This window comes from uncultured Thiohalocapsa sp. (assembly GCF_913062725.1).
Classification (GTDB): domain Bacteria; phylum Pseudomonadota; class Gammaproteobacteria; order Chromatiales; family Chromatiaceae; genus Thiohalocapsa.
The window spans coordinates 1-8,254 of the sequence record NZ_CAJXWY010000099.1 but is presented as its reverse complement, the minus strand read 5'-3'; the positions used below and the strand labels follow the sequence as shown (position 1 = coordinate 8,254).

The following is an 8,254-nucleotide window of genomic DNA, read 5'->3' as shown; positions in this document are numbered from 1 at the left end:
AGGGCCATTTCCAGTTCCAGCTCGACGGCCCAGGGCGTCTCGGCAAAGACATCCATCAGCGCAATGCCGAAGGCGCGATGCCAGAGGCGCAGTGGGGCTTTGTCTGAGGGGTCGGGGGTGTCGGCGCTCATGCGGCGAGTGTAGCCCATCGCCGCTTGGCAGACACCCTTGCGCAGGTCAACCCGTTGCAGCAGCGGCTGAACCTTCACCAAGCCATCGTCCTGGCCGCGCAGGTGTGCCCGCGCGGACGACCAAGGCCACTCGGCCGGTGAGGCGACCAGCCTGGCCTTGACCGGATTGAGGGCAACGTACCGGAAGGCTGCTCACAGGTGCGCCTCGTCCATCGCAACACAGCCGAACCGGCCCTGAAACAGATGGCCAGTGACACGCTGGTGCGCGTTGATGTCGCCGCTGTAGCGGCGGTGGGTCGCCCCGACCGCACGGGAAAGCCCGGTGTCGTCCGAAGGAACGAGGATGACATGAAGAGGGTTCGGCATCAGGCAGTAGAACCACATCTCGACGCCGTTATTCCACCCGCACAGCCCCTTGCCGCGTGGCATGACCTTGTCCAGCGGCGTCAGGTAGAGCGCCCCAAGCAGCGGTGAGATGGCACCGCCCGCGACCATGCCTTTGCCGCTGCAGCGCCTATCCGGCAGCGCCAGGTCGTCCCGAACCAGCCTCTGGGAGATCGGATCGACCCGGGCTTCGCGCAGTTGCGCCCGTAGCACGGCATGATCAATGCTCTCGTAGTAGGCGCGAATGTCAAAGCGCGCGACAAAGGGGTAGTGGTCAGTCAGTTTGTCGAGGTAGCGCACGGCCCCCTTGACCCCACCCCGCCCCTTGAGATGCGCACAGCGGGCGCTGAGATGGCCTGTGAGTTGCTGCTCCAGGTGCGGCTTCAGGCGTTGCAGCGCCGCCTGGCTGGCAGGGCACCAGCGGGCGAAGCGCCGGCCGTCTTCGCACCAATGCTGAATCAACGTCAGCATGAGTGGATGGACTGCAATCGCTCGGTTGCCTCGTGCGTCCGCAGCCAGCCGCCGTGTACCTGCTGCGGCACGGCCCCGCCCCAGCCGACATTGCCTTCCAGTAGCATCGGGCCTTCGGGTGTCAGCACCCAGTCCCATGCAATGGCCCAGATGCCCGGGAACTGCGCCTGGGCGCGATGGCTGGCCTCGGCCAGCGGCGTCCAGTCCGGCAGCACCGGGAAGTTTCTGATTGTTTTGTGCAGTTGGTCGTAGCGGGCGCGTGCGCTCGGCGGCAGTTGCTGCAGCCGTGGCCAGGGCTGGAGGGTGCCGGTGTGTGGGTCGATGGGCAGCAGCCCATAGCGGGTGTGGCCCGTGTCGGGGTCTGGGCCGAGCGGTACTTCGAGCACACTGTGCAGGCACTCGATCTGACCCGCGCGCCAGCGGGTAATGTAGCGCAGGGTGATGGCGTCGTTTTGATCGGTCAGGCCGGCCAGCGACGGGTGGTTGGTGAGTTGGGGCTGAACGAGCACATCGTCCCGTTTCCGCAAGGCACGCCAGGCCGTCTCGACGGCTTGGGTATCGTTCAGGTGCTGACCGCTGAAAGCCTTGCCGGCCCAGCCCTCGGCGGTGGGCCAGGCGGTAAAGGCGCCGCGCCCCTGGTTGCCGGAGCGGGTCTTGCAAAAGACCGGAACAGGCGCGGGCAGGCTCTCGGCAAAGGGCGTGGCTGGCGCATCGCGGGGGATCTGCCGGAGGATCGGCGTCATCGGGATGCCGAGTACGGCCAGGGCCTCTGTCAGTGCGACCTTGTCCTGCAGGCATTGCGCCTGTTCGCGGGTGCCGGCCAGCGGCGCGCTGCGAGCGGCGTGGTAGGCCGGCAGTTCGTGGTCGTGGACATAGTCCAGCGCCTGCTCCGGACGGGCGAGCAGATCGAACTGGCGGCAGGCCTGGGGCGGAATACACCAGCCCAGGGTCAGGCGCAGCAGGGTCCGCAGGCTGGCCGGCGGATAGCGTTCCGGTGCCTCGGCGCGCCAGCGGCGCCAGGCCTTGAGGCTGAGCCAAGGGCCGGAGAAGACCACCCAGCGCAGGTACAGCATCAGTTGCAGCAGCAGCCATAGCGCCCTCGGCCAACGCGCGCCGGCGCGCCACCAGAGCCAGCGGTGGGCGCGGATGCGCGCATCCCCGCCCGGCCAGAGGTAGCGCGGGCTGAGCAGGCCGTGCGGCAGGCGGCGCTGCCAAAGCTCGCGGCGCAGGTGCGCGCTCAGCCGCCGAAGTGGCGCGTTGCGCACGGCTCAGGTGACCAGCCAGCGGTGTAACTGGTGCAGGCTGCCGATCTGTCGGGTAAAGAAAAAGCCGAGGCCCTGATCCCGTTCCCCCGCGCCCTGTTTGAGCTGCTGCAGCTGGCGCTGCAGCTTATCTTGGTCGATCAGATCCACCAGTGCGGGGGCCAGATCGGCCAGCCAGTGCTCGGTATCGGCCGCCAAGGTCTTCAGGCGTTGGTTCTGGGCCTTGTGGAGTTGGCCATAGCCCATGTCCTTGCTCGGCTTCCAGGCCACGCGCTTGGGCACCACCGCGTCGATGGCACGCCGGTGCAGGTAGCGGCCCATGCCCCGGGGGCCGACCTTCTCGATGCTGGGGGTCGAGAGGTATTGCTGCACCAGGCGCACGTCCCACAGGGGCCAGCGGTAGTCGATGCCGTAGCTGGCCCCCATCAGGGTGCAGTTGTCCAGGCGCGCGGCGATGTAGGGCATCCGCAGCAGACCATTGAGGATGAAGGCGTTGATGCGCCGGTAGGGGGCGTCGTAACGGGCGGTTTCCATGTACTCGTGGTGCAGGTCGAGCCGCTCGACGATCTCGGGGCGCAGGAGCTGGTGCGGCCAGCGTTCGCGCCAGGCCGCGAGGAAGGTGGGGCGGTAGTCCGGAGAGCGCCGGCCCAGGGTCATCGCCTTGCCCAGGCGCAGGCTGCGCCGGAGGGGATCACCGGGCAGGATGTTCCAGAGGTTGGCGTAGGCGTGGCGGTCGAGCAGCTCGTAGCGCAGCAGGTGGCCGGGGTTGGTGACCACTTCGTCACCGCCGAAGCCGGAAAACAGGGTGCGGATGCCGCGCTGCTGGCACTCGCGGTAGAAGGGGATGTGACCGGAGCCGTTGCCGTGTTCTTCGGGGTAGCCGAGCACCGCGAGGGCGCGATCGAGGCGCGGCTCGGTGTCGTCGAAGGCGCCGCGGGCGGTGATCAGGTAGTTGTGGGTGATCTGGCAGGCCTGGCTGGTCTCGAGGATGTAGGCGGGCTCTTGTTCACACAGCGCGAAGCCAAAGCTGTGCAGGCGATCGCCCGGGGTGCCGAGAAAGTGCGCCAGATAGGCGGTGATGGTGGCGGAGTCGACGCCGCCGCTGTTTTCGGTGCCCAGTGGGTGGTCGCTGGGCATGCGGCAGCGGATGCTCGCTTCCAGCACGCTGCGGTAGCGCTCGACCCAGACCGGGTCGCGGCGGCTGGCCCAGGGGGCGTCGTCGCGCCACTGGTGGTAGGTCCATTGGCGCGGTGCCTGACCACGCTGCCACCACTGGGCCTGGCCGGGCGGTATTTTGTGGATCTCGCGGTAGCCGGTGGCGGTGTCGCTCTTGGACTGGCCGATCAGGTAGCGGGCCATCCAGTCGGTGTCCGGGGTCAGGCGCCATCCGGGCAGGGGGCGCAGGGCGCTGGCGCTGTTGGCGAAGGCCAGCACGCCGTCCTGCTCGCTGACATACAGCGGTTTGACACCGAGCGGGTCGCGCACCAGCAGCAGGCCCTGCTGCGCCGGGTCGAACAGCGCCAGGGCGAAGTCGCCGATGAGGTGCTCGGGCAGCGCCTTGCCCCAGTGGCGCCAGGCGGCGAGCACGAGCGCGGCATCGGTGCTGGCCGGCGTTGTCGCTTGCGGGGCACTGAGGGCGGCTATCAGGTCATCGCGGTTGTCGAGCCGGCCCCAGAAGGCGAGCACGGCGCCGGTGTGCGGGCAGACCAGCGGGACTTCCGCATCCTGATCGCGCCAGGTGTTGAAGCGGCGATGGTCATGGAGTTGCAGGCCAGGCGCGGTGTAGGTGCCGTCGCCATCCGCCGTGGGGAAGACCGCGGGCAGCTGCAGGCGATGCTGCGCGAGGGCCGGGGGTAATGCGGTGTCGGGGCTGGTCGCAAACAGGCCGAGGAACATCTCAGTCGGTCGCCCGCTCGATCAGGCCGTCGTCCAGCATGCCTTGCAGGAAGCTGAGTGCATCAGCGACGCACGCAGCTTCGTCAACATCGAACTCGGCCAGCACGGCCTCGCAGAGCTCGCGCACGCTCTTGGCGGTATCGAGCTGGTTCCACAGGAAGCTGGCGACCTCGTTGAGGCCGTAGTAGTTGCCGGAATCGATGTGCATCATCAGCACTTCGCCGTCGGCTTCGGCGGAAACCTGGTCGGGGTGCTGGCGCAGTCGGGTGGTGAGGTCGAGGGGCTCAGCAGTCTTGGTCATGGCAGGCGTGGTTTAACGTTAACGAAATCGTCATTATGTGCGAACGAACAAAAATCCCATTGAGGATACGTTCTGCGCGTGCGCAGGGAAAGGCTGGCCGGCGAGTTGGCATCGCGCCGAGCCGCATGCTGAGCGCCGCCTAACGATCAGTGCCTCAGTGCCTGCCGGGCTGTTGTCGTCACTCGCCACCGTTTAAGCGCGGCGGCATCGCCGTCCCCCAGCCGACGGTCCCTTGCAGTAGACGCAGACCCGCCGGCGTCAGCACCCAGTCCCAGGCGATGGCCCAGCATGTCGGGATCAGAGCCTGGGCTGGCTGGCCTGGACGTGCCTTGCCCAGGCCGGCGGCGGCAGCGACACCGAGCTGCGTGCCCGGCTGTCCGCTGCACCGGGTCGCCCGACCGGTTGGGGTACAGGCGCCGCCGAGCCCCTGACTCTGCCCCGGGGACAGACCCACAAGGCGTGCCCGGTACCGCGAGGTGCAGGGCTGGATCGAGGGCGCGCATCAGTCGTCTTAAGAAACAGGCAACACCTGATTGAAATCAGAACAGAACCATGACCACCGACAGAGCCCTTCTCGAGCAAGCCGTCCAGGCGGCCAACCTGGAGCCAGCCACACAAACATTCGTCGAGGCGGTACTCGATCGAGCAGACCTGCCCCGCCGCTTGGCAAAGATGTCGCTGGTGTTCCGGCAACGCAAGCAGCGCCCGGAGGCGGAAAAGCTCGCCCGACTGGCGCGCCAACTCGCCGCAGGTGACGACTACCCGGTATGGGTTCTGACCGACTGGCTAGAGCGTCGTCAAGCGCCCCTGTGGCACTTCGGCATCGTCCATGACGAACGACGCAACGCTGCCTACGCTGAGGCGCTGCGGCACTTTGTCACACCCGACACCACCGTTTTCGAGATCGGCACAGGCACCGGCATCCTGGCCATGCTCGCGGCCAGAGCCGGCGCCAATCATGTGTATACCTGCGAACGGCGTGAGGATGTCGCTGCGGCCGCCCGAGAGATCATCGCCCGCAACGGCTTCGCCGAGCGCATCACCGTGATCGCCAAAGATGCCCACCAGGTTCGCGTGGGTACGGATCTGCCCGAGCGCTGCAACCTGTTCGTGGCGGAAATCGTCGACAACTCCCTGCTCGGCGAGCAGGTACTGCCCCTCACCCAACTGGCCCGCGAGCGCTTTCTCACGGCAGAGGCGGTGCTGTTACCTCGCAGTGTCGCGGCCATTGGCTACGCAATCACGGGTCAGGGCCAAGCCCACAAGTACCGCATGGGGCAGATCAGCGGCTTCGACATGACGCCGTTCAATCGCTTCACGCCCATCGAGATCAACGCCGGCAAGGGCGGCGGCGAATTACACCCTTTGACGGCGCCCACCGAACTGGCCCGATTCGATCTGGATGCAGCGATCCGCCAAGAAGGCGAGTTCAAGGTCAACCTGATCGCAACCCGCGCGGGCGAGGCCCAGGCCATCTGCCGCTGGCTGCGGCTGGACTTCGGCGCAGGCATCCTGTTCGAGAACAACCCACCGCATCGCTCATGCTGGGATCCGCAACTGCACATCCTGCCGCAACCACCTTTGCTTGACGTGGGTGACTCCCTGGCGTTGACGCTGCAACATGATCAGGACGCGCTCTATCTCTGGCCCACCGCTTAGATCAGCCAAACGATATGCCAACGCGGGTTGAACGGAGCAGAAACCCGATCAGGATTCGAGCGTCTCCACCTCAAACCCCACCAGCGCCCGCTGCTCCTTGCTGAACTCGATGCCCATCAAATGGATGGGCAGGCCCTCGGCGCGGTATTTGTCCGCGTAGCCACGGGCCTTGATCTGCTCCAGCGCCCGACCATCCGGCACCAGTTCCACCACCTTGAACTCCATCAGGTAGAGGTTGCCGTTGAAGCGCAGCGCCAGATCCAGCCGCCCGACATTGCTGGTGTCCTCGGGCGTCAGATCCAGCCCCAGGCTGGCGAAGTAGGCATAGAAGATGCTGGCGTAGTAGCCCTCGTATTGGGCGATGGGGGTGTTGCGGTACCAGTCGTGCGGGATGCTGGCGTAGAAGGCGGTGAAGAGCTGTTCCAAGCCGGCGAAGTCGTTGGCCAGTAGCAGCTCACCGAGCCGGGTCTTGTTGCGAAACGTGTTCTGGGTATCCGGCGTCCAATGCTGGAGCAGGCGATTGTTGAGGCTCTGGTAAACCTCGCGGTTTGGGTAGTGCAGGCTGTAGTAGGTGATGACACCGATCTGGCGGTTGGAGTCGATCGTCAGATGTCCTGTCTGGAACAACAGGGTCTCGATCGCGATGCGCTCGAGCTCCAAGTGCAACAGGCGCGACCGGTCGGCCAGCATGTAACTCAACTGCGGCAGAAAGACCTGACGTTCGGTCAGTACGTCAATGAGCGAGTCTGGTGTGGCCGTCTCGAACCACCAGGGCTGAAACTTGCGCTTCTGGAGCAGTTGCAACACATCAATGGGGTTGTAGACGGACTCGCCGGTCCAGTTGTAGCCACTGTACCAAGCACGCATCTGGGCGCGATCGAGCCCGTCCAGTTCGGGCGCGAACACTGTGTCCAGGTCATTGTCCGTATAGCCGCAGATGGCCGAGTAGTCGGCATCCAGGCTGAGATCCATCAGGTTATTCAGGCCGGAAAAAATGCTGGACGTGCTGACCTTGCAGACCCCTGCCAGCAAGGCAAAGTGGATATGGGCGCCCGCTTCCTTGATCACGGAATACAAATTGAGCAATCCGACATGCAGGACGCTGGCCGTTTCAGGATTGGTCAGATTGTCTCGGATCGGCTTGTCGTATTCGTCGACCAGCACCACCACCCGTTCGCCACTGTTTGCATGCGCTTGGCGGATCAGGTCGCCAAATTGCCCAGAGATGGTGTTCTGGTCCAGTTGCACCTGAAGCCGGGCGGCGTTCTCTGCTAGCAGTTCTTCGATCTTGGCGTCCAGTTCGGCGCGATCCGCCAGCACGCCATGAGCGAAGCTCAGCCGGATCACCGGGAAGCGCCGCGACCAGTCCCAGTGTTCTTCTGCCGCCAAGCCGGTGAACAGCGCGCGGTTGCCCTCGAACAGTTCTGCCAAGGTGTCCAGGAACAGCGACTTGCCGAACCCACGCGGGCGCGACAGGAGGTAGTAGCTGCCTCGCTCGATCAGGCGTAACGCGAGCGGCGTCTTGTCAATGTAGTAGTAGTCTTCCTCGCGGATCTCGCGGAAGGTCTGGATGCCGATGGGAAGCTTTTTGCGGGGGATGTTCATAAGGGCAGAGTTTAGCCCAAAGTCGATGTGGGCGTCGGGCAAGGCTCGCGCGGTCAGGCACGCCGCCCTGCGACGGTACCACCACCTGCACCGCACCTTGCGGTGGGGGCCTCAACCCAGGCACTGAGCGCAGGTACATCACTGACCGCCCACACTCATGGGATGCACTGACAACTCGCCGCGCTCACGCACGCAGTGAGCAGACGCCGGCTTAGCCGGCGGGCATCGGCAGCGGCGGCGCGGGCAAGCCGCGGCGGGCCTTGGGGGCATAGGTGTCCCGTGCCGGGTGATTATATGCCCCGTAGGAGTTATCCTCTCTTCGAGGCTCGGGGGGTGCTGGAGGCGCTCGTCACGGGTCTGGACGTAGGGAGCCCGAAGGGCGACCGGAGTCCAGACCCGTGACGAGCGCGGCGCCGACGCCGGGCCAGTCGATCCCCAACCAGGAGTCCGCCGATGCAGGTGCAGCTGCACAAGCATGCCAGAACCACGCCCGCCATCCGCCGCGAGCTGCAAGCCTCCACAGAGCCGACCAAGGTGCTCGCCAG

Annotated in this window: 6 protein-coding genes and 1 pseudogene; 1 reads left to right on the top strand and 6 read right to left on the bottom strand. The window is 65.8% G+C overall.

Annotated features, from left to right (window positions below; genetic code table 11):
- From QZ588_RS17230 to QZ588_RS17210, 5 genes and pseudogenes are all read right to left on the bottom strand, one after another.
- Positions 1 to 209 (bottom strand): annotated as a pseudogene (locus QZ588_RS17230) (hypothetical protein); the annotation flags it as partial.
- 114 nt (positions 210 to 323) lie between these two features.
- Positions 324 to 986 (bottom strand): hypothetical protein, encoded by a 663-nt coding sequence (locus QZ588_RS17225; protein WP_295544249.1) that lies wholly within the window; start codon positions 984 to 986, stop codon positions 324 to 326.
- A complete protein-coding gene (locus QZ588_RS17220; RefSeq protein WP_295544248.1) occupies positions 980 to 2,251 on the bottom strand; it encodes a sugar-transfer associated ATP-grasp domain-containing protein in 1,272 nt (423 codons plus the stop codon). The genes QZ588_RS17225 and QZ588_RS17220 overlap by 7 nt, the downstream gene beginning before the upstream one ends.
- A gap of 3 nt (positions 2,252 to 2,254) precedes the next feature.
- Positions 2,255 to 4,144, bottom strand: coding sequence for an asparagine synthase-related protein (locus tag QZ588_RS17215; protein WP_295544246.1), 1,890 nt, complete (start codon positions 4,142 to 4,144; stop codon positions 2,255 to 2,257).
- Position 4,145: 1 nt separating this feature from the next.
- Positions 4,146 to 4,445 (bottom strand): PqqD family protein, encoded by a 300-nt coding sequence (locus tag QZ588_RS17210; protein ID WP_295544245.1) that lies wholly within the window; start codon positions 4,443 to 4,445, stop codon positions 4,146 to 4,148.
- Between the two features lie 552 nt (positions 4,446 to 4,997).
- Between QZ588_RS17210 and QZ588_RS17205 the strand changes: the two genes are divergently transcribed.
- The gene (locus QZ588_RS17205) at positions 4,998 to 6,104 is read left to right on the top strand and encodes a 50S ribosomal protein L11 methyltransferase (RefSeq protein ID WP_295544243.1); all 1,107 of its coding nucleotides are present in this window, start codon (positions 4,998 to 5,000) and stop codon (positions 6,102 to 6,104) included.
- A gap of 48 nt (positions 6,105 to 6,152) precedes the next feature.
- Here the strand turns inward: QZ588_RS17205 and QZ588_RS17200 are convergent, their stop codons facing one another.
- Positions 6,153 to 7,703, bottom strand: a complete 1,551-nt coding sequence (locus QZ588_RS17200) for an ATP-binding protein (RefSeq protein WP_295544250.1) — start codon at positions 7,701 to 7,703, stop codon at positions 6,153 to 6,155.
- Positions 7,704 to 8,254 lie beyond the last annotated feature (551 nt).

Coding starts and splice junctions, on each gene's coding strand:
- QZ588_RS17225 (WP_295544249.1), bottom strand. CDS start 986: ATGCTGACGTTGATTCAGCATTGGTGCGAAGACGGCCGGCGCTTCGCC.
- QZ588_RS17215 (WP_295544246.1), bottom strand. CDS start 4,144: ATGTTCCTCGGCCTGTTTGCGACCAGCCCCGACACCGCATTACCCCCG.
- QZ588_RS17210 (WP_295544245.1), bottom strand. CDS start 4,445: ATGACCAAGACTGCTGAGCCCCTCGACCTCACCACCCGACTGCGCCAG.
- QZ588_RS17205 (WP_295544243.1), top strand. CDS start 4,998: ATGACCACCGACAGAGCCCTTCTCGAGCAAGCCGTCCAGGCGGCCAAC.